General features: G+C 68.6%; 26 protein-coding genes. 14 read left to right on the plus strand and 12 right to left on the minus strand.

What is annotated here, in order from left to right:
- Nucleotides 1-417: 417 nt before the first annotated feature.
- On the minus strand, nucleotides 418-1,239 hold the full coding sequence (locus LWW96_RS03985; protein ID WP_291484378.1) for an SDR family oxidoreductase: 822 nt from the start codon (nucleotides 1,237-1,239) through the stop codon (nucleotides 418-420).
- Nucleotides 1,240-1,360: 121 nt separating this feature from the next.
- Between LWW96_RS03985 and LWW96_RS03990 the strand changes: the two genes are divergently transcribed.
- The gene (locus tag LWW96_RS03990) at nucleotides 1,361-2,314 is read left to right on the plus strand and encodes an SMP-30/gluconolactonase/LRE family protein (RefSeq protein ID WP_291484379.1); all 954 of its coding nucleotides are present in this window, start codon (nucleotides 1,361-1,363) and stop codon (nucleotides 2,312-2,314) included.
- 91 nt (nucleotides 2,315-2,405) lie between these two features.
- Nucleotides 2,406-3,347: an aldose 1-epimerase gene (locus tag LWW96_RS03995; protein WP_291484380.1), complete on the plus strand. Its 942-nt coding sequence runs from the start codon at nucleotides 2,406-2,408 to the stop codon at nucleotides 3,345-3,347.
- 25 nt (nucleotides 3,348-3,372) lie between these two features.
- Here the strand turns inward: LWW96_RS03995 and LWW96_RS04000 are convergent, their stop codons facing one another.
- The 4 genes from LWW96_RS04000 to LWW96_RS04015 form a co-directional block, all read right to left on the minus strand.
- A complete protein-coding gene (locus LWW96_RS04000) occupies nucleotides 3,373-3,720 on the minus strand; it encodes a hypothetical protein (RefSeq protein WP_291484381.1) in 348 nt (115 codons plus the stop codon).
- 28 nt (nucleotides 3,721-3,748) lie between these two features.
- Complete coding sequence (locus LWW96_RS04005; protein ID WP_291484382.1) at nucleotides 3,749-4,930, minus strand: hypothetical protein; 1,182 nt, start codon at nucleotides 4,928-4,930, stop codon at nucleotides 3,749-3,751.
- Nucleotides 4,931-4,952: 22 nt separating this feature from the next.
- Nucleotides 4,953-5,723, minus strand: a complete 771-nt coding sequence (locus LWW96_RS04010) for a ferritin-like domain-containing protein (RefSeq protein WP_291484383.1) — start codon at nucleotides 5,721-5,723, stop codon at nucleotides 4,953-4,955.
- A gap of 113 nt (nucleotides 5,724-5,836) precedes the next feature.
- A complete protein-coding gene (locus LWW96_RS04015; protein ID WP_291484384.1) occupies nucleotides 5,837-6,073 on the minus strand; it encodes a hypothetical protein in 237 nt (78 codons plus the stop codon).
- 227 nt (nucleotides 6,074-6,300) lie between these two features.
- Here LWW96_RS04015 and LWW96_RS04020 point away from each other — a divergent pair, with 227 nt between their 5' ends.
- Entirely contained in the window at nucleotides 6,301-7,437 is a 1,137-nt protein-coding gene (locus LWW96_RS04020; RefSeq protein ID WP_291484385.1) for a GGDEF domain-containing protein, read from the plus strand.
- 308 nt (nucleotides 7,438-7,745) lie between these two features.
- A complete protein-coding gene (locus LWW96_RS04025) occupies nucleotides 7,746-11,414 on the plus strand; it encodes a hypothetical protein (RefSeq protein WP_291484386.1) in 3,669 nt (1,222 codons plus the stop codon).
- Between the two features lie 92 nt (nucleotides 11,415-11,506).
- On the opposite strand, the gene LWW96_RS04030 is transcribed toward LWW96_RS04025, so the two are convergent.
- The gene (locus LWW96_RS04030) at nucleotides 11,507-12,124 is read right to left on the minus strand and encodes a molybdopterin-dependent oxidoreductase (protein ID WP_291484387.1); all 618 of its coding nucleotides are present in this window, start codon (nucleotides 12,122-12,124) and stop codon (nucleotides 11,507-11,509) included.
- Between the two features lie 286 nt (nucleotides 12,125-12,410).
- Here LWW96_RS04030 and LWW96_RS04035 point away from each other — a divergent pair, with 286 nt between their 5' ends.
- The gene (locus tag LWW96_RS04035; protein WP_291484388.1) at nucleotides 12,411-13,616 is read left to right on the plus strand and encodes an MFS transporter; all 1,206 of its coding nucleotides are present in this window, start codon (nucleotides 12,411-12,413) and stop codon (nucleotides 13,614-13,616) included.
- Nucleotides 13,617-13,636: 20 nt separating this feature from the next.
- Here LWW96_RS04035 and arsB read toward each other — a convergent pair whose 3' ends face one another.
- The 4 genes from arsB to LWW96_RS04055 all read right to left on the minus strand — a co-directional run bounded on the left by arsB (nucleotide 13,637) and on the right by LWW96_RS04055 (nucleotide 16,297).
- Nucleotides 13,637-14,683 carry an ACR3 family arsenite efflux transporter gene (gene arsB / locus LWW96_RS04040; protein ID WP_291484403.1) on the minus strand — a complete coding sequence of 349 codons (1,047 nt, stop codon included), beginning with the start codon at nucleotides 14,681-14,683 and terminating at the stop codon, nucleotides 13,637-13,639.
- A gap of 231 nt (nucleotides 14,684-14,914) precedes the next feature.
- Nucleotides 14,915-15,421 carry an arsenate reductase ArsC gene (locus LWW96_RS04045; protein WP_291484389.1) on the minus strand — a complete coding sequence of 169 codons (507 nt, stop codon included), beginning with the start codon at nucleotides 15,419-15,421 and terminating at the stop codon, nucleotides 14,915-14,917.
- Nucleotides 15,422-15,434: 13 nt separating this feature from the next.
- On the minus strand, nucleotides 15,435-15,935 hold the full coding sequence (locus tag LWW96_RS04050) for an ArsI/CadI family heavy metal resistance metalloenzyme (RefSeq protein WP_291484390.1): 501 nt from the start codon (nucleotides 15,933-15,935) through the stop codon (nucleotides 15,435-15,437).
- A 35-nt stretch (nucleotides 15,936-15,970) separates the two neighbouring features.
- The gene (locus LWW96_RS04055; protein WP_291484391.1) at nucleotides 15,971-16,297 is read right to left on the minus strand and encodes a metalloregulator ArsR/SmtB family transcription factor; all 327 of its coding nucleotides are present in this window, start codon (nucleotides 16,295-16,297) and stop codon (nucleotides 15,971-15,973) included.
- A gap of 293 nt (nucleotides 16,298-16,590) precedes the next feature.
- On the opposite strand from LWW96_RS04055, the gene LWW96_RS04060 reads away from it, so the two are divergent.
- On the plus strand, nucleotides 16,591-17,637 hold the full coding sequence (locus tag LWW96_RS04060; RefSeq protein ID WP_291484392.1) for a methionine ABC transporter ATP-binding protein: 1,047 nt from the start codon (nucleotides 16,591-16,593) through the stop codon (nucleotides 17,635-17,637).
- A 15-nt stretch (nucleotides 17,638-17,652) separates the two neighbouring features.
- Nucleotides 17,653-18,318 carry a methionine ABC transporter permease gene (locus LWW96_RS04065; RefSeq protein ID WP_291484393.1) on the plus strand — a complete coding sequence of 222 codons (666 nt, stop codon included), beginning with the start codon at nucleotides 17,653-17,655 and terminating at the stop codon, nucleotides 18,316-18,318.
- Nucleotides 18,319-18,426: 108 nt separating this feature from the next.
- Here LWW96_RS04065 and LWW96_RS04070 read toward each other — a convergent pair whose 3' ends face one another.
- Entirely contained in the window at nucleotides 18,427-19,200 is a 774-nt protein-coding gene (locus LWW96_RS04070) for a GNAT family N-acetyltransferase (RefSeq protein WP_291484394.1), read from the minus strand.
- A gap of 211 nt (nucleotides 19,201-19,411) precedes the next feature.
- Between LWW96_RS04070 and LWW96_RS04075 the strand changes: the two genes are divergently transcribed.
- The 4 genes from LWW96_RS04075 to LWW96_RS04090 all read left to right on the plus strand — a co-directional run bounded on the left by LWW96_RS04075 (nucleotide 19,412) and on the right by LWW96_RS04090 (nucleotide 22,890).
- On the plus strand, nucleotides 19,412-20,011 hold the full coding sequence (locus LWW96_RS04075) for a DUF1566 domain-containing protein (RefSeq protein ID WP_291484395.1): 600 nt from the start codon (nucleotides 19,412-19,414) through the stop codon (nucleotides 20,009-20,011).
- 100 nt (nucleotides 20,012-20,111) lie between these two features.
- Nucleotides 20,112-21,200, plus strand: coding sequence for a DUF6817 domain-containing protein (locus LWW96_RS04080; protein ID WP_291484396.1), 1,089 nt, complete (start codon nucleotides 20,112-20,114; stop codon nucleotides 21,198-21,200).
- Between the two features lie 125 nt (nucleotides 21,201-21,325).
- On the plus strand, nucleotides 21,326-22,123 hold the full coding sequence (locus LWW96_RS04085; protein WP_291484397.1) for a MetQ/NlpA family ABC transporter substrate-binding protein: 798 nt from the start codon (nucleotides 21,326-21,328) through the stop codon (nucleotides 22,121-22,123).
- A gap of 215 nt (nucleotides 22,124-22,338) precedes the next feature.
- Entirely contained in the window at nucleotides 22,339-22,890 is a 552-nt protein-coding gene (locus LWW96_RS04090; protein WP_291484398.1) for an NAD(P)H-dependent oxidoreductase, read from the plus strand.
- 64 nt (nucleotides 22,891-22,954) lie between these two features.
- Here LWW96_RS04090 and LWW96_RS04095 read toward each other — a convergent pair whose 3' ends face one another.
- Nucleotides 22,955-23,599 carry an NAD(P)H-dependent oxidoreductase gene (locus tag LWW96_RS04095; protein ID WP_291484399.1) on the minus strand — a complete coding sequence of 215 codons (645 nt, stop codon included), beginning with the start codon at nucleotides 23,597-23,599 and terminating at the stop codon, nucleotides 22,955-22,957.
- A gap of 129 nt (nucleotides 23,600-23,728) precedes the next feature.
- Between LWW96_RS04095 and LWW96_RS04100 the strand changes: the two genes are divergently transcribed.
- From LWW96_RS04100 to LWW96_RS04110, 3 genes are all read left to right on the plus strand, one after another.
- Nucleotides 23,729-24,682 (plus strand): LysR family transcriptional regulator, encoded by a 954-nt coding sequence (locus LWW96_RS04100; RefSeq protein WP_291484400.1) that lies wholly within the window; start codon nucleotides 23,729-23,731, stop codon nucleotides 24,680-24,682.
- A gap of 129 nt (nucleotides 24,683-24,811) precedes the next feature.
- Nucleotides 24,812-25,681 carry an HDOD domain-containing protein gene (locus LWW96_RS04105; RefSeq protein WP_291484401.1) on the plus strand — a complete coding sequence of 290 codons (870 nt, stop codon included), beginning with the start codon at nucleotides 24,812-24,814 and terminating at the stop codon, nucleotides 25,679-25,681.
- 185 nt (nucleotides 25,682-25,866) lie between these two features.
- The coding region (locus tag LWW96_RS04110) for an MCP four helix bundle domain-containing protein (protein WP_291484402.1) at nucleotides 25,867-26,838 on the plus strand (972 nt) is incomplete at its 3' end.

The raw sequence follows: 26,838 nt of genomic DNA on the forward strand, positions 1-26,838 counted from the left end.
TCCGAACGGAGCTGCGAAGCAGCGCAGTGAGTTCTGCGGTGGCGCCCCCTGACCGAGCACCGCAGGTTGCCCGGAGCAGAGCGGAGGGACGCAGCCTGTAGGGTCGCCCTTTCTTTGGTTCCTTTCTTTCGGCGACGCGAAAGAAAGGGACTCGCCGCCGGGCGATTCCCGGCCTCCGCCCTCAGCGAAGGCATGCTGCGCAGATAGGCGAGTGAGCGGCAGTGCTCCGGCTTCGACAAGCTCAGCCCGAACGGTTTTGGGGTAGCGCCCCGGCTTCGACAGGCTAAGCCCGAACGGGTCGGGAGGCGCCGAACTTCGATAGGTTCACCCCGAGCGGATAATCGTCAAAGTCACTACAAAAACAATAGCTTCCAGCGATTGATGAATAAGAGCTGGAGCCAAAAAACACCTCAAAAATCAAACCCACCCTGCATCCACCTTGAACTCCTGCGCCGTACACATCGCCGCATCGTCCGACGCCAAAAACAGCACCATCCGCGCAATGTCGTGCGGCCGCAGCTTGTCCGGCAGGCACTGGTTGCGCGCCAGTTCCTTTTCGCCTTCCGCGTCCAGCCACAGCTTGATCTGCCGCTCCGTCATCACCCAGCCGGGTGACACGGTGTTGATGCGGATGCGGTCCTGCCCCAGGGTCTTGGCCAACCCGCGGGTGAGGCCGTTCACCGACGATTTGGCAATCGCGTAGCAGGGGTAGCCCGTGCCCTTGCCCTGCCAGCCGGTGGAGCCCAGGTTGATGACCGAGCCGCCGCCCCGCTTGCGCATGCCCGGCACCACCGCCTGGATGGCGAAGAACGCGGGACGCTCGTTGATGGCCATGCGTTCGTCGTAGTAGCCGGGCGTCACGGATTCCAGCGTGTGGCGGTCGTCGCTGGCCACGTTGTTCACCAGCACCGCGAAGTCGCTGCCCAGGTCGGCCGCTGCGTCGGCCACGCAAGCCTGCAGGGCGGCGATGTCGCGCACATCGCACACGCGCCACCACGGGCGGGGCAGGCCGGCGTCGGCCAGGTGCTGGGCCAGGGCCTCGCTGGCCTCGCGGGCCACGTCCACAAACGCCACCCGGGCGCCTTGCTCGGCAAACGCCGCCACGATGGCGGCGCCGATGCCGCTGCCGCCGCCGGTCACGAACACCGCACGGCCTTGCAGGCTGGGGAAACGCGCCAAGCCCTCAGGGGCGCCCGTGGCGTCGGTGGAAGACGAAGAGGGGGTGAAAAGCTTTGACATATAAATATTGCAATCAATTAATGGCAAAAAAATTCATTTCAAGCATCAATTGGCGTTGATAAGATGCCGCTCGTCAAGTGCCTGGCGGCAGGCCGACGCAAAAAAAGAGACGGAGACACGCGTGCGACCTTTGCTGGAGACCCCCCTTTCCCCGCCGCTTCCGCCCGCAGCTGCAGCAGCCGTCGCAACCGGCGCCGTGCGCTGCGTGCTGACCCCGGGCAATGCCCTGGGGGAAGGCGTGCTGTGGTCGGTGCGCGAGCAGGCGGTGTATTGGGTGGACATCCTGCAGCGCGAAATGCACCGCTGGGACCCCGCGACCCAGGCCCACCAGCGCTGGTCCTTTGCCGAAGAGATCTCGGCCCTGGCCGAGCGGGCCCACGCCCCGGGCTTCATCGTCACGCTGCGCCGCGGCTTTGCGCTGTTCGACCCGGCCGCCGACGCGGCCCCCCGGTACCTGCACCAGCCCGAGCCGGAGCGCACCGGCAACCGCTTCAACGATGGCAAGTGCGATGCAGAGGGCCGCTTCTGGGGCGGCAGCATGGACTTTGCCTGCGAGGCCCCCACGGGCGCTCTCTACAGCTACACCCCTGCGGGGGCCTGCACGCGCCATGACGATGGCTTTGCGGTGACCAACGGCCCCACCTGGGCGCCCACCGCCCAGGGCCCGGCCCTGTTCTTCAACGACACCGTGCAGGGCGCCACCTACCGCTACCGCTGGGACCCGGCGGCGGGCGCCTTGAGCGACAAGACCCTGTGGAAGCACTGGCCCGCCGCTGACGGCGTGCCCGATGGAATGACCACCGATGCCCACGGCCGGCTGTGGATTGCGCACTGGGGCGGCGGCTGCGTGACCTGCCATGACGCCGACACGGCCCAGGAGCTGGCGCGCATCCCGCTGCCCGCCAGCCAGGTCACCAACTGTGCGTTTGGCGGCGCGGACCTGCGCACGCTTTACATCACCTCCGCGCGCACGGGCCTGACCCCCGCACAGCTGGCGGCCGAGCCGCTGGCCGGCGCGCTGTTCGCCGTGGACACCGACGCGTGCGGCGTGCCGGCCTCGCTGTTTGGCGGCTGAGGCTGCCTGGTCGCGCGATCGTCGCGTGAATCGCCGCGACACGGCCGCGCTTCCCCATCCCTTTGCACTTTTTTGAAGAAAGCCCCACTGCATGGCCGACGTTTCTTCCTCCCACCCCATCGTCTGGCTCCGCCACGCCGGGCAGCACCTGGGCCTGGTGCCCACCCTGGGCGGCAGCGTGGCCGCCTGGCAGCTGGACGATCCACGCAGCGCCGCCGGCCGCGTGGACCTGTGGCGGCCGTGGGATGGCGTGACGCCCGACCTGTACCGGCTGGCCTCGTTTGCGATGGTGCCCTGGTCCAACCGCATCAGCGGTGGCGGATTTGAGCAGGCAGGGCGGTTCCATCCCCTGCGGCCCAACCGGGCGGGCGAGCCGTATCCCATCCATGGCGACGGCTGGTTGCAGCCCTGGGAGCTCACCCAGCCCGCCGCCGACACGCTGCAGATGGCGCTGCGGTCGCAGCAGTTCGACGGCAACCCCTGTGACTACCACTGCGTGCAGACCTTCCGCCTGGTGGAGGGCGGGCTGGACCAGTCGGTGGAGGTGCGCCATCTGGGCACCGAGCCCTTGCCCTATGGCCTGGGGCTGCACCCGTGGTTTCCGCGCACGCCCGGCACGCGCATCACCGCGCCGGTGCAGACCGTGTGGCTCAGCGGTGCCGACCCGCTGCCCACCCGCCACACGGACCAATTCCCTGCGGGGTGGGACCTGAACGCGGGCATCGCCGCCCAGGGCAGCCTGATCGACAACGGCTACACCGGCTGGGGTGGCACCGCGCGGATCGAATGGCCCGAGCGCGGCCTGGGCTTGGCCGTTCACATGCCCGACTTTGAGCGCGATGGCGGCGCGGCGCACCACTACTGTCTGGTGTACCGCCCGGAGGCCGGCTCCGCGTTTTGTTTCGAGCCCATCACCCAGCCCATCGACGCGTTCCACCTGCCACAGCGGCCCGGCCTGCGCACGCTGGCGCCGGGGGAGTCGATGGCGCTGCGCGTGCAGTGGCGCCACTACCGCCTGGGCGCCACGGCGTAGCCACTGCGCCCAGCCGGCGGCACGGTCAATCCGTGGGGGTGCCGCCCGCCGCAGGCGGGCTGGCCTTGGCCGCATCGTCGCGGTCGCGGGCCCGCTGCTCGTCCACCAGTTCCTGTTCCGCCGGGCTGGTGACCTCGTGGCCCGGGGCCGGCGGTGCGGCCGGCGGTGCGGGCGTGCCGTCCTTTGCCGCAGGGCGCGAGTCCCGGCGGGAGATGCCGCCGGGCTCCACCGTCACCCCCTGGGCGGCAAGGTGTTCCAAAGGGCTGGGCCCCACGTTGGGCCCCTCGGGCCCCGCAGCGGCGGGGGCCAGCCGGGGCGCCGCGGTAGGTGCTGCAGATCCGGCGGGCTGGATGGGTTGGATGGGTTGGGTCATGGCCGAAACTCCTTTCATGGATGCGGACTCAGGCGGCCCGGCGTGTGGCAGGCGCCTCGCGCGCCAGTTCGGTGCCCGGGGCCCAGCTCCAGGTGGCAGAGGCGTTGCGCGAGGGCGAACCCGCTGCATTGACGTCCTGGCGGTATTGCAGGGACGACGGGCCTTCCTCCTCCGTGCCCACAAACTGCGTGTCGCGCTTGCGCAGCGCGGTCTCGTTTTCAACCACATGCCGCACGAACCCGCGTTGGCTCTGGAACTCGATGAACCGGGGGACCAGGCCGTCGCCCAGCACTTCCGCCGGGTCGCGGCGCTCGAAGTCCTTGAACAGCTGCAGCGCCACCTGCAGGTGGCCCAGCTCATAGTCCAGAAAGCGCTCCCACAGCGCGCGCAGCCGCGGGTTGGTCTCCTGCGCGGCGCAGCCCGCATAGTTCCATACCTCGCAGGCCTCGCTGATGAGCAGTTTTTCCAGCGGTGTTTCGTGCGGGTTCAGCATGGAGCCGTAATGCGTGATGTGCTGCGACTCCACCGAGGCGATCTCGGCGTACAGCTGGCGTGCCAACGGGTCGGCGAACAGCGGGCCAATGTTCATGTAGTAGTCGTGCGTCTGGTACTCGCCGCCCGTGAGCGTCAGCGCGTGCAGCTTGGTGCTCAGCGCTGCGTCCGCCCCGTAGGGCTCTAGCAGGTCGTGTTCGGGGGCGCGGTGGTGCTCCCAGGTGGGCCGGGCGGGCACGATGTCGGTGTAGCCCTGGGTGATGTTGTTCGCGTCCTTGCCTTCCAGGCGGTCGAGCAGCGCGCTGTAGCGGTACAGATGGTCAAAGTCTTCCAGCAGTGCGTAGCGGTAGCCCTGGGCCAGGTAGGGGTCGGGCTCCAGCTGGGCCACGGAGGCCGTCACCTCGATGGCCGTCTGTTCGTAGCCGATGGTGGTTTCCAGCGGCGAATGGTCGGCGCCGATCAGCCAGTTGATGGTGGTGGCCTGGTGCTGCTCCACACGCAGCAGCTGGGCCAGCGGCACGCGGGCTTCGGCGTTCATGCGCAGCGCAACCTGCTTGGTGCGCAGCGCGTCCAGCTCCAGCCCGTTCATCAGGATGGCCCGCACGCGCGTGAACGCGTCGTCGTCCAGCTTGCTGATGGGCTTGCCCACCATGTCTTTCCACGACATGCGCTGGCGCTCCAGCGGCGTGCCCTTGTCCTGCAGAAGGTTGATGGTCATCGGTAGCTCCTTGAGGGTGGCGTCAGGCCGCGGCGGTGGGGGTGGGGGACGACACCAGGGCCGTCAGCCAGCTCTTGATCGTGACCAGGTGCTCCTGCTCTTCGGCCAGGGCGCGCTGGAACTGTTGCACCAGGTCGTCTTCGCCGGCCTCGTCGGCCAGGGCGATGAGCAGCTCCCAGCCCGCGTTGTCGGCCAGTTCGGCCATGAGCAGCGCGTTCAGCGACTGGGCCAGCGTGGTGCGCGGGTCGGTCACCACCTGCAGGATGCCCATGGAGGCCGTCGCACCCACATCCGCGCAGGGCGTCTGCGCCGTCGGGTCGCCGCCCAGGGCGCGCACGGCCTCGGTGAGCATCTGGAAGTGCTGGTGCTCTTCGTTGCGGATGCGTTGCAGGGTGGAGGGCACATCCTCGCCGCCCGCATCCAGCGGGACGGCCAGCGGCGGCACCTCGCCTTCTTCCGCCAGCGTGTCGTACTTGCACATCAGTGCGTCGTACAGCCGGGTGCCGCTGCGTTCGAAGGCCAGGCGTTCGCCGAGCTTGTCCAGCAGCACTTCGGGCCGCTCGCCGATGAGCTTGTCGAAGCCGGTCTTGAGCATGCCCTGCACCGTGACGGGGGGCGGAATGGAGCCCACCGCTTCGGAGTCAAGGATGTAGAGGCTGCGATCAGCGTCTGCGAGTGTGGTGTCAACGGGTTCGCCGGGCGCCCAGCGCGCGTTGGCTTCGAGCATGGCGCGAACGCCGTCCTCGGCCGTGGCAGCGCCGGTGCGGTTGTCGCCGGTGGTGGTGGCTTGCATGGCAGGTCCTTCAGGGGTTGGAGTGGAGGAATAAGTCCCACTGTTCAACCCCTGGCCACGCGGCCTTGTAGGACGGCAGGCTGCCCGCCGGTCGTGACGGGCAGGCGCGGGTGTCAGCGCTTTTTAGTGTCGACCTCACCAAACACCGCCTGTCCGGCGCGGGAGGAAGGCTTTTGCGCCGGGCGGTCTTCCGTGGCGCCCAAGCGGTGGCCGGAGGCATCCACACGGTCGGCGGGGCCGATGACCTGCGTTTCGCCGCCGGGGCGGTTGCCATAGACATCGACGCTGTGAGCGTCTTCATCCTTCAAGCCGTATTGGTCGTAGTCGGGCGGGGGGCGTTTTTGGGCCATGGAGTTTCCTTTCCTGCAAACGCGCTCTGAAGAGCGCGGAGACGGCGTGCTTGCCATGCAGCCAGTGTTTATCCAGGAAGGCGTGCGGGCCTGTGGGGTGCGCCCCGCTGCGCATGTAGGACAGACCCGCGGCGGGCCCTGTGCAGCACCGATCAGGGCGTTTGGCCGGACTTTGCGGGTGTTACCTGACTTCCGGCGGGCCGTGGTGCAGGCACACTTGCAGGCTTATGAATGTGATCGACCCGCGCACCGCCATCGTCCTGCTCAGTGCCATGAGCGCCTTGATGGCCCTGGTGCTGTACGCCCTCAAACGCAGTTACCCGGCCAGCATCGGCGGGTTGGGCAGTTGGGCGCAGGCCCTGGCGGTCATTGTTGCGGGCGGCATCCTGGCGGCCTCGCGCGGGCAACTGCCCGAGGTGTTCACCACCATGGTTCCCAACTTCCTGCTGGGCTGGGGGGTGTACGGGCTGTACGCGGGCTCGCAGCGCTTTCACGGGGTGGCGCCCGACAGCCTGCGCTGGCTGGGCATCGTCGGGGCCGTGGTGCTGGCCACCGCCTGGTTCACCTGGGGCGACCCGGACTACGCCGCGCGGCTGCGGCTGATGGTGGCGCTGATGGCCGTGGTGTTCTCCCTGCACGCCGCGTTCATCATCCGGCGCGGGCTGGGCAGTTTCTCGCGCGGGCTGGTCGCCACGGTGCTGGTGTGCATTGCGGCAGTGCAGGTGGTGCGGCTGGCCTCCACCTTCGTGTGGCCGCCGGGAAACACCATCCTGGACGCGTCTGCGCTGCACGCGTTCTTCATCGCCACCTTTTCCGTCTCCGTCCTGCTGTTTTCGGTGGGCGCGGTGCTGATGGCCGGCGACCGCCTGCGGGCCGAACTGGAGCAGCTGGCCACCCGCGACTCGTTGACGAACACGCTCACCCGGCGCTACATGGACGAGGCGTGCGCCGCAGAGCTGGAGCGCAGCCGCCGCAGCGGGCAGCCGCTCGCGTTCCTGATGATGGACCTGGACCATTTCAAGGCCGTCAACGACACACACGGCCATCAGGTCGGCGACCGCGTGCTGGTGGAGTTTGCCGCCAAGGTCCAGCGGCAGCTGCGCAAGTCCGACCTGCTGGGGCGCTTTGGGGGCGAGGAGTTCGCGCTGGTCCTCCCCAACACCTCGCGCGAAGCCGCCCTGCAGGTGGCCGAGCGCATCCGCGCAGCCTGCGTGCCCCAGGCGGGCGAAGTGGGCTGCACCGTCAGCATCGGCCTGACCCTGGGCCAGCCCGAGAACGACACCCTGGACAAGCTGCTGGCCCGCGCAGACGCCGCGCTGTACCAGGCCAAGAACACGGGCCGCAACCGGGTGGCCGTCGGCTGACCATCACGACGCAGGGCGGCGCGTTCCCGGCGTCCCGGGGATGCATGCAATCTTTGGACTTGTCTGCACGGGGCGCGGGTGGAACCATCCGCCGCCAGGACATGCGCCAACCCTGCAGCAGCTGCGCAGAGCAGTGAGAGGCGCATTCCGCGCGGCCCGGCGTACCGCCGGGTGTTGAAACCCATTTGCAAGGGGTGAGGAATGACGACCGATCCGCAAGCCGCGCTGTACGCGCGCGCCCGAATGCCCGCGGCCCGCCGCCGCGGAGCTGCCGTGAACTCTGGTTGCGCCGACGGCGGGAGGCTGCCATGCTGACGCCCGCCGCCCTGAATCCGTCGGAGGCACCGGGCGCCGCGCTGAGCGCGCAGCGGGCCCTTGCCGAACTGGCTGCGCAGGCTGCCCTGGTGCCGCAGAATGCCCCCCGCCTGCTACCGGGGCGCACGGATGAGGTGTATGTGGAGGTGGCGGTGCGCCCCGCCGAGCGGGCGCAGAAAGCGTTCAATGGCGAGTCGGGCCGCCTGCTGCACCACGCCACCGTGCGCGGCATTGATTTGCGATGGCCGGAGTCGCGCGCCTTTCATGCCCAGCTGGTGGACCGCAGGGACCTGGCCCGCGTGACCATCTACACGGACACGCTGACCCTCCACGGTCCGATGAAGCTGCCCGGCGCTGATGTCACGGTGCACGCCCGCGTGGTGGATTTCCGCGGCCCGGATGCCCGCATTGACACGACGCCCGCAGGGCACGCCCAGCCGCGGGCCTCCGGTTCGTCCGAAGACGGCGACGACGGGCAGCGGGGCGGCCACATCCAGCTGTTGGCTGGCGAGATCCGCCTGGATGGCCGCTTGGCCGACGCGGCCTCCCTGGCGCAAATGCCTGCGTTGCGGGCGAACCCGCTCACTGCGCCAGCGGCTCCCTATCGGCTGCTAGCCCATGGAGGGGCCGGGCAGGATGGCGCGGCGCCGGTGCGCACCGGGGAGCCGCCGGCCCACCTTGCCCCGATAGAGGTCGGGGCGCTGCACGAGGTCATCCGCTCGTTCGGGCTGCTGCATGGAGACCCGGACGACTACGCGTTTCCCGACCTGGACCGCTTCAAGAAGGGCCAGGTGGTGCACGTCAATTTCATGACCGTGAACGCCTTTGCGCTGCAGCAAACGCCGCCGACCGTGACTACCACCTGGCTGCCGGGCGGGTCGCCCACGTCCAAGACGTTGTTGCCCGGGGTGCTGGAATCCCTGTGGGACGCGGTTCCGCGCGGCCGGAAGGTTCCGGGCGCGGGGCGGCCGGCCCGGGCGGGCGGCAAGCCGGGCAACGGCGGGCGTGGCGGAGACATCACCGTGTCCCTTCCCGTGCTGGCCCGCAGCGACGGCGGGCCTGGCGGCAAGACCGCCGGCCTCGCGGCGGACCTGGGTGGCTTGCCATCGCCGGCCTGCCACGCACGGGTGCTCGCGGCACGCAAGATCTTCGGTCAGCCCCTGGTGCCGCCGCGGGTCTCGTACGAGGAGGTCACCGCCAAACCGTCGGCGGCAGTGCCCGAGCAGTCCGGCGGCCGGGGCGGGGCGGGCGCTGTCCGTGCCGAGAGCGCCTCCGCGTGGTTTTCGCCGGAAATTCTGGGGCCGCTGTTGCGCCTGGCGCAGGATTGGTTTGCCCTGGGATACCGGGACAAGGCGCTGGAAGCGCTGGCGCCCTACGATTTCGTGCGCCGCGGCCCGGTTCCTGCGGCCGGTGCGGGCGCCAGTCCCGTCGTGCAGCTGCTGGACCTGGGCAGCCGCCTCGGCGCCAACCTGGACTACTTTGGCCACCCGCCGGGGTGGGTGCCCCGCCTCAATGCAAGTGCGCTCTTCTCGGTGCTGGACACCCAGCTGGGGGCCAACGTGGAGCTGCTGAACTGGTCGGGCGCGGTGCTCAAGGACTGGGACGCAGTGGTGGACCGCGAGCAGGTGCTGAGCATGACCCAGGAGTCGCTGCTGGGCGAGCAGGAAGCGCTGTGGAAGGAGATCACCGAGGCGCGGGCCGGCCTGGCGGCGGTGGAGAAGCGCTTGTCCGACGTGGACCGCCAGGCGGACGGCATTGCCCTGCAGATGGCCAGCTTCCGGCAGACGCTGCAGATGAAGGCCTGGGCCGACGCCGAGCGGGACCGCATTCTGGCGGGCGCATCGGCTGTGCTGGCGGGGTTGCTGGAACTGTGCCCCGTCGGGCAGCCCTACGTGGGCGCGGTGGCGGGCGTGTTCAAGGCCGTGGAAGGCTATGCCCTGGACGACAAGCACAGCATTGCCAAGCTGGGGCAGGGCATCGCCACCCACCTCGGCACCTACATGACGGAGCACAAGGAGCTGTTCGCTGCGGATGGCAACGCGAACCTGCGCCGGAATATCCTGGACGCGCGCCAGCGCGTGCGCCAGCTGGACGATCGCATGGCCGAACTGGGCCAGACGATTGACAGCAACGCCCGCGACCAGGCCTTCCGCAAAAGCTGGCCGGCGCGTGACAAGGCCCTGAACGCGCTGGACGCCTTTGACCGCAAGCGCCCCAAGGGAAACCCTGCAGACCGCGAGCCGCTGGCGCGCGAGGTGGCCCTGCAAAATGCCGCCTGGCGGGAACTGGTGCTCAAGGACGAGCAAAGCGGCTACGAGGCGCAGCGCAAGGGCATGGCCCGCAGCCTGGAGCGCCACAAGGAAGATCTGGCCGAGCGCGACGCGGCCACGGCGCGCACCCTGCAGCAGCTGAAGGTTGCGGCCAATGGCGTGTCCGACCTGCTGCGCGGCATCAGCCACCTGTCTTCCAGCATGCGGCCCGACGATCCGGTGATTCTGCAGAAGGTGGACGCGCTGATCGCATCGCTGCCGCCCGACTCCGGCCTGGGCGAGCAGTACCGCAAGCTGGTGGCGGTCGCTTCGGAGATCAGCAACCGGCGCGGTGAACTGGCCAGCGCGGTCCTGGCGCAGGCAGGCCGCATCTCCACCGCGCTGTCCGGCCTCGCCGCCGGACTGGCGCAGATGGCGCAGGTCAGCGACCAGCGCCGCGATGTCGTGGCCAGCACCCTGGGCGCCGAGATGCGCAGCACGTTCGAGGCGATCCAGGCGCGTTCTGCCTACCGCATCGAAGCCCAGCTGAGCGCCTTCATCCGCGCTTACCAATACGAGTACCTGCAGGACGTGGGCCAGGATTTCAAATCGCTGGGCGCCCTGCTGACCCGCACCGCGGCCTACCGCCTGCGCCGGGTCCAGCCCGGCAGCCCCCTGGCCGGCGACCCGCAGCGCGCGGATGACCGCACATTCACCACGCAGCTGATCCGCAATGCCTACCTGGAACTGGCCGAGGGGTTGCTGCGCCAGCGGCTGCAGCGGCCGTCCATGACGCTGTACTCCAGCGTGCTGCCGCTTACCGCGGCACAGCGCGCGCAGCTGGCGGTGACAGGGCGGGTGCGGCTGAATCTGGTGGCGTCGGGGCTGGTGCGGCTGGACGACGTCAAGCACCGCATCCGCGGTGTCGAGATTGCGCAGATGGCCCTGACCACGGCCGATCCGTCCAACGAGGTCCGGGTGACGCTGAGCCACTCGGGCTTCTCATTGCTGCGCGACTGGCAAGGCGCGTATTTCGGCTTTCGTGCCGGGCCGGGCGAGGAGCCCATCCTGTGGAACTGGCGCTACCAGGCCGCCGGCGTCGCCCTGGGACGGCCCGCCTGGACCCCCGAAGTGAGTGCCACGGACGATGCGCTGCTGCAAGAGATCCTGAAAAAGCTGTCCCCGGGCGGGGCGGCGCCGCTGCTGCGCGAGTATTCCCCGTCCAGCTTTGGCGACTTGCAGCTCACGCTCAGCATCGGCGGCGTGGGCACGAAGCTCGCCGACGTGGTGCGCTCGGTGGATCAGCTGGAGTTCAAGTTCCTCTTCGAGCGCGAGCCGCAGGCGCTGGAGGCGTTCGAGGCGAAGAAGCTCCACGCAGCAGCTGCGCCGCCACAGGTCCAGGCAGCGGGGTGAAGCCTGGAGGTGGTTGATGAGGAAATCGCCGGATAGCGCCTGCTGGACTGCGCAAGGCGCTATCAAAAAAATAGCGATCTGGGCGCAGTCCGCTAGGCCTTCTTGACCTCGATGTGGTACAGGCCCCAGGGGCACTGGGCGAACCGTTCCTTGACGGGCTTGTCCTTGAACGCGGGCAGCACGTCCGCGTCGTACACCGCCCACTGGGGGCCCAGGCCGCCCAGGGCCATGGGCTGGCCGTCGATATGGGTGGCCACCAGCATTCGCCAGGCCTGGACGTCGGCCATGCTCACGGTCACGTTGTAGCCGTCCACCGCGCGCAGCACCACCTGCACGGGGCTGCCGGCCGGCACGCCGGCCGCCGCGAGCACGGTGGTGAGCAAGGGGCCCTTGAGCGTGTGGGGCTTGCTGTCGTATTCCAGCGTGGGCTTGATGGTCACCTGCGGCATGCGGTGCAGGGCGGCGGCGTCCAGTGCGCAGGCCTCGCTGAACTGGATGCCGTGCTTGCCCATCATCTGGTCGATCACGGGGTCGAGCGCCCCGCGGTTGGGCCGGGTGATGGCCCCGCTGAGGGTCAGCAGCGCCGGCCCGCCGGACGCCTTGGGGCCGGGCGCCGCCTGGCTGGCGCCGCTGGCGGCCCACAGGCCCGCCAGGCCCATGCCGGCGCTCACAAAGCTGCGTTTGTTCAGGGTTTTGCTTGTCGTCGTCATGCCGTTCTCCTCGCTGGATCGTCATCAAAGCGCGGATCATAAGGATCCTCTTCACGAATCGTCGCGCCGTGTGCATCTGCGGACTCGGGCGGTCTGCTGCGCAAGCAAATCCTCGCAATAGCACCTGCTATTGCTGCGTCTTGCGTCTTGCAGCCCCTCCCGATCCGCAGCGCACACTTGCCGCTCGATTCGTGCAGAGCATCCTTAGCGCAAGGCCGCCGCCTGTGCCAGCGCGCAATGACCGGGCGCGCACGCGGCGGCGCGCCGCCCCCCACAATCGGCGTCCATGACGTCCGATTCCACCATGCTGCGCCTGCTGGGGCTCGCAGCCTTCACCAGCATGGCCTCCATGCGCGTGTGCGACCCGATGCTGGTCGCGCTTTCCCATGAGTTTCACGTCACCACGGGCGATGCCTCGGCCGTGGTGGCCGCCTTTGCCGTGGCCTACGGCGTGCTGCAGCTGGTGTACGGCCCGCTGGGCGACCGGTGGGGCAAGGCGCAGGTGACCACGTTTGCCGCCGGCGCGTGCGCGCTGTTCAGCGCGGCGACGGCGCTCGCGCCGGGCTTCGCGGTGCTGGTGGCGGCGCGGGCGGGCATGGGGGCCACGGCCGCCGGGATCATTCCGCTGGCCATGGCCTGGATCGGAGACCAGGTGCCCTACGAACGCCGGCAGGAGACGCTGGCGCGCCTCATGGGCGCCACCGTCACCGGCATGATGGCCGGGCAGTGGTTTGGCGGCTTCGCCACCGAGACGCTGGGCTGGCGCGCGGCCTTTGCCGTGCTGTCGCTGATGTTCCTGACCGCGTCCGTGCTGCTGTGGCGGCACCTGCGGGCCACTGCCGCTGCTGCAGCAGCGCAGGGCGGCCCGGCGCCCGCGAAGCCGCCGTTCTCGCTGGCCGCCTACCTGGGGGGCACGGCCGCGCTGCTGCGCATGCCGCGCGTGCGCTGGGTGCTGGCCGTGGTGGCCATCGAAGGGGCGCTGGCCTTTGGCACGCTGGCCTTCGTGCCGGCGCGCATGGTGTCGGGCTACGGCCTCTCGGCCGCCGCGGCCGGGGGCGCCATGGTGCTGTACGGCGTGGGCGGCCTGGCCTACAGCCTGCTGGCGCGGCGCTGGCTGGCGCTGCTGGGCGAGCAGGGCCTGGCGCTCACGGGCAGCGCGCTCATTGCGACCGGGCTGGTGCTGCTGGCCTGGTCGCCGCAGGTGGGCTGGGCGGTGCTGGGCTGCTTCACGGCCGGGCTGGGGTTCTACATGCTGCACAACACGCTGCAGGTGCAAGCCACGCAGATGGCCCCGCAGGCGCGGGGCACGGCGGTGACGCTGTTTGCGTGCCTGCTGTTCCTGGGGCAATCCACGGGCGTGCTGCTGGTGGCTTTCAGCGTGGACCGGGGCTGGCTGCCGGCCGTGTTCACGGCCGCCGCGCTGGGCGTGCTGGTGCTGGGCGGCCTGGTGTCGCGGCGGGTGCAAGGGCGCGTCGCCGCAGCCCCTGCGTGACCGAACAGGCGACCGGCGGCTCAGTCGCGGGTCTTGTCGCGCACCTTGACGTGCGCCTCGTACCAGGGCTTGCTGCGGTTGACCACCGCCACCACCAGCAACATCACCGGCACCTCGATCAGCACGCCCACCACCGTGGCCAGCGCCGCGCCGGAATGAAAGCCGAACAGGCTGATGGCGGTGGCCACGGCCAGCTCGAAGAAGTTGGAGGCGCCGATGAGTGCCGAAGGGCAGGCAACGCTGTGCTGCTCGCCCACCGCGCGGTTCAGGCCGTAGGCCAGCGCCGCGTTGAACAGCACCTGCACCAGGATGGGCACGGCCAGCAGGGCGATCACCAGCGGCTGCTGCAGGATGGCCTGGCCCTGGAAGGCGAACAGCAGCACCAGCGTGGCCAGCAGCGCGGCAATGGACCACGGCCCGGTGCGCGCCACCGCCGCGTCGAAGGCGGCCTGGCCGCGGCGCAGCAGCCGCCGGCGCAGCCACTGGGCCAGCACCACCGGCACCACGATGTACAGCACCACCGAGGTGAGCAGCGTGTCCCATGGCACGGTGATGGCCGACAGGCCTAGCAAGAAGGCCACCAGCGGCGCAAACGCCACGACCATGATGCTGTCGTTGAGCGCCACCTGCGACAGCGTGAACAGCGGGTCGCCGCCCGTGAGGCGGCTCCACACGAACACCATGGCCGTGCAGGGCGCGGCGGCCAGCAGGATAAGCCCGGCGATGTAGCTGTCGATTTGCTCGGCGGGCAGGTACGGGGCAAACAGCTGGCGGATGAAGATCCAGCCCAGCAGCGCCATCGAGAACGGCTTGACCAGCCAGTTGACGAACAGCGTCACGCCAATGCCGCGCACATGCTGGCGCACCTGGGCCAGCGCGCCAAAGTCCACCTTCAGCAGCATGGGGATGATCATCACCCAGATGAGCAAGCCCACCGGCAGGTTGACGCGCGCCACCTCCAGCGCACCCACGGCGCGGGCCGCGCCGGGCAGCCATTGGCCCAGCGCGATGCCCGCCACGATGCACAGCAGCACCCAGACGGTGAGGTAGCGCTCGAACACCGCCATGCCAGCGGCCGGGGAGGGGGGCAACGCGTTGGCAGCAGGGCGTTGCAAAGGGTTTGGTTGCAGGGGCATTTCAGTTATCCATTGCGCTGCGCGCCACTCGCAATGCATGAAACTGGCGCGGCCCAAACCAGTGCACCCGTGGAACTGGCTTTGCCAGGCCACCGGGCGCGTCCCCCTCCGGCGCAGCCAGAGAGGGGTGAAGGCGCGAAGCGACTCAGGGGGTGTTTCATCTCATTGCGCGGGCAGGTTGCGGGCCGTGGCTTGCAGCGCGGTGGCGGCCAGCTTGTCGTCGGGCAGGTTCACCAGCAGCTCCAGACGCCGCTTGATGGCGTGCAGGGTCTTGCGGAAGGCCTCGGCCTTGTCGGCGTCCGGGGCATCGCCCCCCGACGGGTCGGCATAGCCCCAGTGCGCCGTGGCGGGGTGGCCGGGCCAGATGGGGCAGACTTCGCCCGCCGCGTTGTCGCACACGGTGATGATCAGGTCCATGGGCGGCGCGCCGGGGGCGGCAAACTCATCCCAGCTCTTGCTGCGCAGCCCTTCGGTGGGGATACCCGCGTGGGCCAGCGCCTGCAGGCCCAGCGGGTGGGGCTGCTGGTTTTCGCGCGGGCTGCTGCCGGCTGAATAGGCCTTGAAGCGGCCCTGGCCCATGGCGTTGAGTAAGGCCTCGGCCAGGATGCTGCGGGCGGAGTTGTGCGTGCACAGAAACAGCACGTTCAAAGGAGTGCGTGGGGTGCTCATCGTGGACCTGGGCTCAGCAGCATTTGCGGGGGGTGTTGGCGGTGGGGCCGCAGCAGGCGGCCTTGCCCGCCTCGGGAGCGGAGGGCTTGCCCGTGGGGCAGCAGGCCGCCTGGGCCGCCGCGGGTGGCTGCGCAGCGGCTTCGTTGAATACGGGGATGTTGCCCAGGGTGTGGAAGTGCTCCCAGGCCACGCCCTGCGGGTCGGTGATCCAGTGCTTGTCGCTGCGGGCATAGCAGCAGGTGGTGGTGCCTTCGTCCAGCAGCGCCATGTCGGCGCCCTGGGCGCGGGCCTTGAGCTCGGCCAGTTCACCCGCCTCGTCCACCTGGAAGCCCAGGTGGTCCACGCCGGGCGTGGCGCCGCGGGTGGAGATGGCGAAGTTCACGCGCGGGTCTTCGAGCATCCATTTGGCGTAGTCGGCTTCGACCCGCGCGGGCTCGGCCGCGAACAGCCGGGAGTAGAACGCGATGCTTTGGGCCAGGTCATCGACATGCAGGTGGACGTGGAATCGCTTCATGGGGTTTCCTATCGGGGTGGTGTTGGGGACGGAGATCAGCACTGGCAGGGCGCGGCGGCGGCGTCGGCCAGGCATTCGGCACCCTGGCAGCAGTTTTCGGTCAGGTAGGTGAGCAGGGCGTTCATGGTGGCAAACGATGCCCGGTAGACCAGGTTGCGCCCCTGGCGCTCCTGGCTCACCAGCCCCGCGTGCGCAAGCTCTTTGAGGTGGAAGGACAGCGCGTTGGGCGCAATGCCCAGCTGCTCGGCCAGCCCGCCGGGTGTCAGACCTTCCTGGCCGGCCACCACCAGGGCGCGGAACACGCGCAGGCGTACTTCCTGGGCCAGCGCGGCCAGGGATCGGAGGGCATCGGTCTCTTGCATGGTTCAATAATACAAGAAAAGTTGAATTATTGAAATGTGCCTCCTTGGCACCTCTGGCGCGCTTTCGCGTATTCGCGATGAAAAGCGGATTTTGTGAGGCGTGGAAGACGCTGCGAGCTATGGAAAAGATAGCAATCCGCAGGGGCCTGCCACATTCTTCATAACCCCAGCATCTAACCAATCGATTTTTCAATCGTTCGTGAACTTACGATTCGCCGATACAGTCGCCCCTCTTCTCCGCTTTCACCTACGCGCCAGCGCCTCCCATCGTGGGCGCGCCGCGCACTGCATTCATGATCGATTTACGGGGTATCACCCAAACCTACCAGGGCCCACAAGGCCCCGTCGAGGCCCTGCGGGGCATCGACCTCGCCATCCAGCCGGGCGAAGTCTTCGGCATCATCGGCAAGAGCGGCGCGGGCAAAAGCTCGCTGGTGCGCGTCATCAACCTGCTCAACCGTCCCACCACGGGCCAGGTCATCGTGGGCGGGCGGGACCTGACCCAGCTGCCCGAGGCCGCACTGCGCGAGGCGCGGCGCGAGATCGGCATGGTGTTCCAGCATTTCAACCTGCTGTCGTCGCGCACGGTGTTTGACAACGCCGCTTTGCCGCTGGAACTGGCGGGCATGGACAAGGCCGCCATCCGCGCGCGCGTGAGCCCGCTGCTGGAACTGGTGGGCCTGGCCCATCTGGCCGACCGCTACCCGGCGCAGATCAGCGGCGGCCAAAAGCAGCGTGTGGGCATTGCGCGGGCGCTGGCCAGCCGGCCCAAGGTGCTGCTGTCTGACGAAGCGACCTCCGCGCTGGACCCGGAAACCACCCGCTCCATCCTGGACCTGCTGCGCCAGGTGAACCGCGAGCTGGGCCTGACGGTGGTGCTCATCACGCACCAGATGCAGGTCATCAAGCAGATTGCCGACCGCGTGGCCGTGATCGAGGCCGGCCGCATCGTGGAGCAGGGCCGGGTGCTGGACGTGTTCACCCGCCCGCAGCAGGCCATCACCAAGAGCCTGATCGACGAAATCCTGCCGCAAGAGCTGCCTGCCAGCGTGCTGGACCATGTGCGCAAGCTCGCCGGCCAGCTGGGTGCAGGACGAACCGGCCAGCTGCTGCGCCTGTCGTACGCGGGGGACAGCGCCTACCAGCCCATCCTGTCGCAGCTGATCCGCCAGTATGGGGTGGACATGAGCATCCTGCACGGCCAGGTGGACGAGATTCAGGACGAAACCTTTGGCTCGCTGGCCGTGTACGCCAGTGGCGAGGCCGACAGCCTGCGGGGCGCCGTGGCGCACCTGCGCGCGGGTGGCGTCGAAGTGCAAGAAGTGGCTGTGGCCGGCTGAGAAGGATCAGAAATCATGTTCGACAACTTCACGCCAGCCATGCTGGATCTGTTTGCTTCGTCGTTGTGGGAGACGCTCATCATGGTCGGCATCTCCGGCCTGGTGGGGGGGCTTCTGGGGGTGCCGCTGGGCGTGTTCTTGCGTCTCACGGACGACGGTGGCGTGCTGGAGAACAGCCCCGTCAACAAGCTGGTGGGCTGGCTGGTCAACGCCGTGCGGTCCACGCCCTTCATCATTCTGCTGGTGGCCATCATCCCGTTCACGCGGCTCATCACGGGCTCGTCCATTGGCACGGCCGCGGCCGTGGTGCCGCTCACCATCGCCGCCGCGCCCTTCGTGGCGCGCCTGGTGGAGGCGGCCCTGCGCGAGGTGGACCCCGGGCTCATCGAGGCCGCCCAGGCGATGGGCGCCACCACCGGCCAGATCGTGTGGAAGGTGCTGCTGCCCGAGGCGTTGCCCGGCATCGTGGCAGGCCTGACCATCACCTTCGTCAGCCTCACGGGCTACTCCGCCATGGCCGGTGCCATTGGCGGCGGCGGCCTGGGGGATCTGGGCATCCGCTACGGCTACCAGCGTTTTCTGCCCGAGATCATGCTGGCCGTGGTGCTGGTGCTGATCTTCTTCGTGCAGGCCGTGCAGAGCCTGGGCGACTGGGCGGTGCGCCGCTTGAGCCACCGGTAAGGGGCGCGCCGGTTGCTATTGAAAGAATAGCTGCTTGCGCTTGTTGCGCGGGCGCAAGCAGCCATTTTTATTCAATATTTTCCCATTCGGTCCCGGCGAAGAGGCCACTCAAGCCGGCACGCGGTAGTGGTAGCTGTAAGCGGTCTTGAACCCCATCGATTCATACAGCCGCAGCGCCGGCGTGTTCTGCGCGCGCACCTGCAGGTAGGCGCTGGCGGCCCCGGCGTCCGCGGCCCACTGCAGCAGGGCCTGCACCAGCGCCCGCCCGCGCCCGCCGCCCCGGTGTTCGGGCGCCACGGCCAGGTCGTACAGGCCCACGGCGCCGCGCTCCAGCACGCCGAGGCCAAAGCCCACGGCGCGTCCCTGGTCGTCGTGCTGCAGCGCAAACGCGGCAGGGTGGGCAATGTTGTCCAGCATGCTGTTGTGCAGCGCGCGGTGGTGCAGCGGCACGCTGTTGGCGGCAGCAAAGCCCTCCAGCCAGGCATGGGACGGGCTGGTGCTGATGAGGGTGCTGCCATCGGGCTGGGCCACGCCGTCCCGGGCCAGCGGCCGGTGCAGAACCAGCGACGGGTCGAAGTGCTGGTAACCGGCGTCTGCCAGTTCCTTGTCGGCTTCGGCAGGGGCCAACGGTGAGATGCGGAACACTGCAGGCAACCCGTGCCGCGCATACAGCGCCGCGGCCGCCTCGCGCACGCCGTCGAACGGAGCGCCGGGCACCAGCGCGTTGACCGAGTTGGCGCGTTTGGTGTACCCGCCCGACAGCCGGAACACCCAGCCTTGGTGGAACACCGTCTGGCGCGCCGGCCAGGCGTTGAAGGCGCGTTCTTCCAGGTCGCGCAGGGCGTTCAAGGGCACGGCGGGGGCGGGGGGGGTCGTCGTCATGGGCGCGGCGTTTTTGTTTGCTATTCAATGTATAGCTGCTTGCGCTGATGGGTCGGGCGCAGGGGGGCATTTTGACCTCAAAAGCAGGCGTTTCTTCCGCGCCATGCGCTGCAGCCGCTTGACCTGCCGCCTGGCGCCGGCGGCGTGATGGGGTTAGCGTACGGCTCTCGCCCTCCGTCTACCCAACGCCTTTTTATCCACCGTCTTTCCCATGAAATTCCGTTCGCGCACCTTCTCCCTTTGGGCGGGCTCCGTGCTCGCACTGGCAGCGCTGTCCGGCGCCGCCGCTGCCGCCCCGGCGTCGCAGGACTGGTCCTTGTCCGACGATGGCGCCTATGTGCTCGACCTGCGTGCGGGCCTGGCCTGGCCCCGGTGCGTGGAAGGCATGCAGTGGAATGGCAAGACCTGCACCGGGCAACCCGCGCTGCTGGACCGCTCGGCGGCCAATGCCCTCGCAGCCGACCGCTGGAAGGCCGAGGGCGTGGGCTGGCGCCTCCCGCGCGCGGCCGAACTGCAGCGCCTGGTGGACCGCAGCCTGTCGCCGCCCGGGCTCAACCCCCAGCTCTTTCCGGCGGCGCCGGGCCAATGGCACTGGTCGTCCACTGCCAACGTGAGCCCGCTCAACGGCAACCAGTACAACTACAACAACATCGCCCAGGGCCGCTCCGGCGACGGCGGGCGGCAGGCCGCCATGCTCAACGGGTGGGCCGTCAACCTCAGCACCGGCGAGGCGCGGGGCGACGCGGCGCGCAGCAGCAAACTGCCGGTCCGGCTGGTGCGGCCCATCCCGGTGGCGAACACGGCCAAGTAGCCGCCCGCGCGGCAAGGCCGATGCCGCGCCGCGGCGGGCGCCGGCAGGTCCTGTGTGTACATTCCATCTCCGATATCCCTAAATACCGGAGACACCTGCCATGACCTTGCCGCTGCACCCCCTGGACGCCGATCTTTTTGCCCGCGCACAGCCGCTGCTGGACGACGAGTGGCTGGCCCGCGACGCGGATCTGGCGCCGGTGCTGCCCACGGTGCTGGCCCGCAACGTGGGGCAGGACTGGCACAAGGCGGGCACCTTCCGCCACCACCTGGTGGGCGTGGCCCGGTCGCTGACCGTGTGGCAGCAGCCCCGCGACGTGCGCCTGCTGGGGCTGCTGCACAGCGTGTACGGCAATGCGTTCGTGGACCTGGTGAAGTTCGACCCCGCCCGGGAGCGCGCCCGCGTGCGCGAGATCGCGGGGGAATCGGCCGAACACCTGGTCTACCTGTTCTGCACCCAGTCCCGCACGCAGTTCGTGCAGCGGGTGCTGGCCCACGGCATGGAAGGCGACGGCAGCCTGGTGCTGCACAAGGACGGGCAGGACCATCGGCTCACCCCCTACGAGGTGGCGGCCTTCATCATCGTGAGCATGGCCGACACCATCGAGCAGTGGTTCAGCTGGCAGGACGACATCTTCTCGCGGTTCCCCGACGTGCAGCACCGCCACCAGAAGGCGCACTGGGCGGCCTCCCTGTGGCCCGGGCCCATGCGGCCGACGGGGCGCATGGTCCACCAGATCAACGGGCTGGCCAAGGCGCTGCAGCACCCCGGCCTGAAAGACCGGCTGCCCCTGCCGCCGGTGTTTGCCCACTGCACGCAGCACCTGTCCGCGGCCAACGAGGCGGCCGCCGCCTCGCTGTACTGGTCCGTCATCCAGCAAGACCAGCCGCTGGTGGACCTGGACGTGGCCACTGGCGTGCTGGAAAGCGCCGTGCGCCACAACCCCTGGGTGGGCGAGCCGCAGATGGTGCTGGCCCAGCTGTACCTGTCGGCCGGCCGCCGGGACGATGCCCGGGCCGCCGCCGAGAGTGCCCTGCACCTCTTCAGCGCCTGGGGCAACTCCTGGGACAAGCGCGTGCAGTGGGACGCCTGGGTGGCCTGGACGCGCATCCTGCTGCAAGGCGCCACGACGGAGGGCGCGTGGCCGGAGCGGCTGGACAAGCTGAACAACGTGGCGCTGAAGGGCTGAGGCCGGGCCGCAGCTCCCTATTGCACCTTTATGCGAAAAAGTTGGAACGAAATGAAAACGTATTCGTTACTGTTTTAACGGGAAAACCCTAGGATGCCAGCCATCTCTCAACGAAAGGTTTTTCCGTGAACAAGCGCACTCTGCTGCAAACTGGCCTGGCCCTCGCAATCACCGCGGCTTTCTCCGCGGGCGCCATGGCGCAGGACAAGCCCATCAAGGTGGGCGTGACCGGCGGCCCCCATGCGCAGATCTTCGAGCAGGTCAAGAAGGTTGCCGAAAAGGACGGGCTCAAGATCCAGGTCATCGAGTTCAGCGACTACGTGCAACCCAACGCCGCCCTGGCCGCCGGCGACCTGGACGCCAACAGCTACCAGCACAAGCCCTACCTGGACGCGCAAATTGCCGACCGGGGCTACAAGTTCGCGGCCGTGGGCTACACCGTCAATTTCCCCATCGGCCTGTATTCCAAGAAGGTCAAGAAGCTCGAGGACCTGAAGGAGGGCGCCAAGTTCGGCATTCCCAACGATCCCACCAATGGCGGGCGGGTGCTGCTGGTGCTGCAGGACAAGGGGCTGATCAAGCTGCGCGACGGCGCGGGCCTGAAGGCCACGCCGCTGGACGTGGTGGGCAACCCCAAGAAGCTCAAGTTCGTGGAACTGGACGCCGCGCAGCTGCCGCGCTCGCTGGACGACCTGGACGCCTCGGCCATCAACACCAACTTTGCGCTGTCGGCCGGCCTCAACCCGGGCAAGGACGCCATTGCCCAGGAAAGCGCCAAGAGCCCCTACGTGAACCTGATTGCCGTGCGAGAGGCCGACAAGGACAAGCCCTGGGTGGCCAAGCTGGTCAAGGCCTACCACTCGGAGGAAGTGCGCAAGTTCATCCAGACCGAGTTCAAGGGCGCGGTGCTGCCGGGCTTTTGAGCCCTGGGTCCGGCGTCTGCGCCGGGCTTTTGTTTGAATGAAAATGGCTTCCAGCGCTTGCAGGTAAAGCGCTGGAAGCTCATTTTTTGATAGCAATCAAAAGGCGGCGCCCCGCAGCCGGTTGCGCCGAGAAACGCGTGGCTTGATGGGGTTATGGCCTGCGCCTACCATGGGCGGTCCGGCACGCCTTGCCACCCTCAGGACAGGAGAATTCCATGGCCCAGCTTCACATTGCCGTCGTCGTCGGCAGTCTGCGCAAAGAGTCGTTCAACCGCAAACTCGCCACCGCACTGGCCCGCCTTGCGCCGGCGGACGTGACGTTCACGCAGGTGCGCATCGACGACCTGCCCTTGTACAACCAGGACGATGACGGCCAGCAGGCCGCGCCGGTGCAGCGCCTCAAGCGCGAGATCCAGGCCGCCCAGGGCGTGCTGTTCGTGACGGCCGAGTACAACCGTTCCATTCCCGGCGTGCTCAAGAACGCGATCGACCACGCCTCGCGCCCTTACGGCCAGAGCGCCTGGGCCGGCAAGCCGGCAGGCGTCATCGGCGTGTCGGTGGGCGCCATCGGCACCGCGCTGTCGCAGCAGCACCTGCGCAACGTGCTGGCCTACCTCGACATGCCCACGCTCGGCCAGCCCGAGGCCTTCATCCAGGCCAAGGAAGGGCTGTTCGACGCCGACGGCAACGTGGGCGAGGGCAGCCGCCAGTTCCTGCAAGGCTGGGTGGACCGCTACCTCGCCTGGGTGCGGGCCCACGCCGCCTGAAGAAGACGGCCCCGGTCGCTCTGAAGGCGTGGACGATCTCGCAGGGGAGATCGTCCACAGGTTCTCAGGCGGCCTGCGCCACCTGGGCCTGGTTGGCGGCCACGCCCGTGTGGGCCTGCACGTCCTGCTCGGCACTGGCCAGGGCAGCCGCCTTGGCGTCCGGGCCCATGCCCACGCCTTCGGCCCGCACGAAGCGCACGTCGGTGATGCCGAAGAAGCCGAACACCACCTTCAGGTAGCTCTCCTGGTGCTCCATGGCCTGGCCGCCTTCGCTGGTGGAATACACGCCGCCGCGGCTGGAGGCCACGATCACCGTCTTGCCGCCCGCCAGGCCCACGGGACCCTTGTCGGTGTACTTGAAGGTGCGGCCTGTTTGGGCAATGCGGTCGATCCAGGCCTTGAGCTGGCTGGGGATCGAGAAGTTGTACAGCGGCGCGCCGACCACGATCACGTCCGCTGCCAGAAACTGGCTCACCAGCGCCTCGGACAGCGCATTTTCCTGGCGCTCGATCTCGGTGGCGGCCGCCTGGCCGGTGCGGAATCCCAGGGACTGGGCCGCCAGGTGCGAGGGGGCCTGGACGGCCAGGTCCAGGTACTCCACCTGCGTGCCGGGGTGGCGGGCCACCCACGCAGCCACGGTGGCCGCGGTCAGTTGGCGGGAGACCGATTGTTCGCCGGTGATGGCAGAGTCGATGTGAAGCAGACGCATGGAAAAACTCCTGGTTGGGGCTCTGCCCGATGCGGCAGAGCCATTGACTGGAATTTTGGGCGCGCACGCCGTTGTTGATAAGCCGGTGAAGTTGCGATAGATTGTTCTATTCATAGGACGATCCACGCCATGCAAGACCTCAACGACATGCTGTATTTCGCCGAAGTGGTGGAGCGGGGCGGTTTTGCCGCTGCGGGCCGGGCCCTGGGCATCCCCAAGTCGCGCCTGTCCCGGCGCGTGTCCGACCTCGAAGCCCACCTGGGCGTGCGCCTGCTGCAGCGCACCACCCGCCGGCTGTCGCTCACCGAAGTGGGCGAGGCGTATCTGCGCCACTGCCAGGCCATGCGCGAATCCGCCCAGGCCGCGGCCGACACCGTGGCCCAGGTCCAGACGGCCCCGCGCGGCACCATCCGCGTGAGCTGCCCCGTGACGCTGGCGCAGACGGTACTGGCCGAGCTGATGCCGCCTTTTCTGGCCGCGTACCCGGAAGTGCGCGTGGAGATGATGGTCAGCAACCGCGCGGTGAACCTGGTGGAGGAGGGCATCGACGTGGCGCTGCGTGTGCGGCCGTCGGTGGACGACAGCGGCAGCATGGTGGTCAAGCGGCTTGACCATGCCACGCAGATCCTGGTGGCCAGCCCCGAGCAGCTCATCCGCCAGGGCACGCCCGAAACGCTGGACGACCTGGCCAAGCTCGACAGCATTGCCATGTCCGCACCCGACGGGCGCTCCACCTGGAACCTCATCGGCCCGGGCGGCGTGCACCAGGTGGTGCACCACACGCCGCGCTATGTCGCGGACGACCTGCTCACCCTCAAGTTCGCGGTGCTGGCCGGCACCGGCATCTGCTGGTTGCCCGACTACATGTGCCAGGACGAGATCCGCGACCGCCGCCTGGTGCGGGTGCTGCCGGCCTGGGCGCCGGCGCCTGCCATCGTGCACGCGGTGTTTCCGTCGCGACGGGGGCTGTCGCCCGCCGTGCGCCGCTTCCTGGACTACCTGGGCGACGCCATGCCCGGCCACAGCAGCCAGGTGGCTCGCCAGGCCCGCCAAGGTGGCGGCGCCGCGGCGCCAGCCCACTGACAAAGGCCTGTCGTGGCCCGGAGCCGGGCCGAGAAGCTGGTTCTTCCCAGCCGTTTTTGGCCCACAATGCAACCAATTGCAACTGTTCGGGCCAGCGCGTAGGATTCCTGTGCCGCCCGGGGATCCACCGTGAGCTCTGTCCACCCTGTCGACCAGCACATCCAGCAAGCCCGCATGCACCCCGCCGTGCGGGCCATCGTGATACCGCCGTGCCCGGAATCGCTAGTGCGGCTGCAGGCCATCATCGCCGCACCGGAGCTTGACGCCTCGGCGCTGGAGCAGCTCGCTTCGTCCGACGTGGCCATGGCCGCAGCGCTGATCCGCCTGGCCAACAGCCCGCTGCACGGCCTGGCCCAGCCGGTGCAAACCGTCGGGATGGCGCTCACCGTGCTGGGGCTGCAGCCGGCCGTGGAACTGCTGTCGGCGTTCATCACGCGCAATGCGCTGCAGGTGCGCTCGCCGCTGCTGGACCATTTCTGGGAAAGCTCGCAGCGCCGTGCCATTGCCTGCGAACACATCGGCCACCAGCTCTACAGCTTCGACCCCGGCCTGGGCTACAGCTTCGGGCTGTTCTGCCATGTCGGCATGCCGGTGCTGGTGAAGGCGGTGCGGGGCTATGCCAGCACCGTGACCGAGGCCCTGGCCCGCAAGGACCGCACCTTCACCCAGACGGAAAACGCCAACCACCGCACCGACCACGCCGTGATGGGGGCCATCGTGGCCCGCACCTGGCACCTGCCCGGGGACGTGGCCCAGGCCATCTGGCTCCACCATGATTTCTCGTGCCTGCAGGATGAGCGCTTTGCCCCCACGGTACGCCACCTCGTGGCCCTGGGGCTGCTGGCGGACTTCCTGGTCAACCAGCACGACAGCCTGGCCCCCACGCGCGAATGGCTCCAGCACGGCGCGGCCTGCAGGGACCATCTGCACGTTTCGCAGGACGAGCTGGACCATTGGATCGATACCTTGCACCCGGCTTTCGAGGCGGTGAAGTTCTAGGAGTCTCTGCGTTCAACGGGCTTTATGGTTTATCGTTTTTATCATTTATTGGTTATATATCGTATTTTTATCAAAATATGTGATAAATTTGCGGTTTTGAGTGGGTGTGTGTCCGCGCCCCCTTTGCGCTGAGCGGGGTGGTGGCAGGTCCGGGGGCGGGCCTTCCGCCCCCAGGAGTCCAAACGATGAAAAACTTGAAGATCTCTACGCGCCTGGCGGGCGCCTTTGCATTGCTGGTAGCGCTGCTGCTGGCGCTGGCTGCGGTGTCGATCGCGCAGCTGGGTTCGCTGCGCGACGACGCAGCGGAAATCACCGGCAACTGGCTGCCCAGCGTGCAGGCCATCGGTGCCATCGATGCCGAAGCAGCCAACCTGCGCCTGACCATCCTGGGGCACGTGCTGAGCACGGACGAGGCGGCCATGGCAGGCCTGGACAAGCAGATCGAACAGCGCCGCGGCAAGCTGGGCGAACTGCGCAAGCGCTACGAATCCCTGATCAGCAGTCCGGAGGAGCGCAAGCTCTACGACGAGTTCGGGGCGGCCTGGAAACAGTACACCGACGTGAACAACAAGGCGCTGGAGGCTTCGCGCAAGAACGACAACGTGGGCGCGACCACCATCATGATGACCGACTCGATGCCGCTGTACCTCAACGTCAAGGGTCTCCTGGAGAAGCTGGTCCAGCTCAACGCGGAAGGTGCCGCCCAGGCGGCCAAGGACTCGGCCGCAGGCTACGTCGTGGCGCGCAACACCGTGATCGCGGTGTCTGCGGCAGCCCTGGCGCTGGCGCTGGCAGCGGCGCTCTGGCTCATCCGCTCCATCACGGCCCCGCTGGCCACGGCGGTGGCGGTGGCAGACCGGGTGGCGGCCGGTGACCTGTCGGGCTCCATCGCGGTCAGCTCCCAGGACGAGACAGGCCAGTTGCTCAGCGCGCTGCAACGCATGCAGCAAAGCCTGGTGAACACCGTGAGCAGCGTGCGGCAAAACGCCGAAGGCGTGGCCAGCGCCAGTTCGCAAATCGCCTCGGGCAACAACGACCTGTCCGCACGCACCGAACAGCAAGCCAGCGCGCTGGAAGAAACCGCCGCCTCCATGGAAGAGCTGGGCTCCACCGTGCGCCAGAACGCCGACAACGCCCGGGCCGCCAACCAACTGGCC

This window comes from Acidovorax sp., from assembly GCF_021287135.1.
In the GTDB taxonomy this organism is placed as follows: Bacteria; Pseudomonadota; Gammaproteobacteria; order Burkholderiales; family Burkholderiaceae_C; genus Acidovorax.